The sequence below is a fragment of the Anaerotignum lactatifermentans genome (assembly GCF_014982935.1).
GTDB lineage: Bacteria > Bacillota > Clostridia > Lachnospirales > Anaerotignaceae > Anaerotignum > Anaerotignum lactatifermentans.
Genome location: NZ_JADCKK010000152.1, coordinates 1 through 1,114 on the forward strand (window position 1 = coordinate 1; position 1,114 = coordinate 1,114).

Here is a 1,114-nt window from a genome sequence, read left to right on the forward strand (position 1 = left end):
GAATCGATGCCTCTGGGACGGCGCGCAGGCTCTCCCGGTGCGCGGTGAGGCCCCGGTCGGAGCGTGTCCCGCTCCCACGGCCTCAAGAGCATCACCCGGTGCGCGAAGCGGCCCCGGCGATGGCAGGGATCGCCGTGCGTCCAGTCCCAGCCCCTCCCGGTGCGCAGGGAGGCTCCGCCCCGACGCGCCGCACTCAGGCGAGGGGCGACCGCGGAAGAACGACCTCGCGCGTCGCCACCTGCGCGACGAGCGCCGGGTCGTGCGAGACGACCACGAGCCCCATCCCCCGCTCCCCCGCGATCTCGAGCATCGCGCGCCACACCTGGGCCTGTGTGAGCGCATCGAGCATGGCGCTCATCTCGTCGCAGATGAGGTAGGCGGGATGCGCCAGCAGGGCCCGCACGATGCAGAACCGCATGATGTCCGAAACGGTCCAGACGTTCATCTACTGCTTCACCGTCATCTGCGGCCTGATCGCCGTGGCGAACGTCTTCAACACGCTCACGAACTCGCTCATCCTGCGCCGTCGCGAGTTCGCGGTGCTCAAGAGCATCGGCATGGATGAATCGGCGTTCCGGCGCATGATCGCCTACGAGTGCGCGAGCTACGCGCTGCGCGGCTTCGCGGTCGGCCTCGCGCTCGCGGCCGTCGCGGCGGCGTTCCTGACCCGGGCGATGGCGTACTCGTTCACCACGTTCACGCTGGAGCCCCCGATCGCCGAGACCGCTGCCGCCGCCGGCATCGTGCTCGCGGTGATCGCGGTGAGCGCGGCCTACGCGCTGCGGCGCAGCCACGCCGCGAGCGTCGTCGAGGCCCTGCGCGACGACGCGATCTAGCGCGGGCGCGCCGGAGGGGGCGGGGCGCCGCGGGGCGAGGGGTCACGCGGCGGTGCGGGGGCGAACGGATCCGCCGCCCCCTCCGGCACCGGCGGACCCACAGGGGACGGGGCCGGACGGGCGCACGGGATCAGAGGTGCCGGTCCAGGAAGCCCCCGACGAGGGCGGCGTAGCGCGCCGGATCGGCATACGAGCACGCGCCGTGACCCGCCCCCTCGAACACCGCGCGCTCCCTGACCGGGCTCGCGCAGGCCTCGAACACGCGGTCGAGCATGCCG

The 1,114-nt window shown here is 73.2% G+C and carries 2 protein-coding genes; one reads left to right on the forward strand and one right to left on the reverse strand.

Features of this window, described 5'->3' with window-relative positions:
* Positions 1-193: 193 nt before the first annotated feature.
* Positions 194-445 (reverse strand): ATP-binding cassette domain-containing protein, encoded by a 252-nt coding sequence (locus tag INF29_RS14400; RefSeq protein ID WP_193487416.1) that lies wholly within the window; start codon positions 443-445, stop codon positions 194-196.
* Here INF29_RS14400 and INF29_RS14405 point away from each other — a divergent pair.
* Positions 405-836, forward strand: a complete 432-nt coding sequence (locus tag INF29_RS14405) for an FtsX-like permease family protein (RefSeq protein WP_207728193.1) — start codon at positions 405-407, stop codon at positions 834-836. The two genes, INF29_RS14400 and INF29_RS14405, sit on opposite strands and share 41 nt — an antisense overlap.
* Positions 837-1,114 lie beyond the last annotated feature (278 nt).

Bases quoted from the DNA above. Each gene is read 5' to 3' on its own strand.
- INF29_RS14405 (WP_207728193.1), top strand. From the start codon at position 405: ATGCAGAACCGCATGATGTCCGAAACGGTCCAGACGTTCATCTACTGC.
- INF29_RS14400 (WP_193487416.1), bottom strand. From the start codon at position 445: ATGAACGTCTGGACCGTTTCGGACATCATGCGGTTCTGCATCGTGCGG.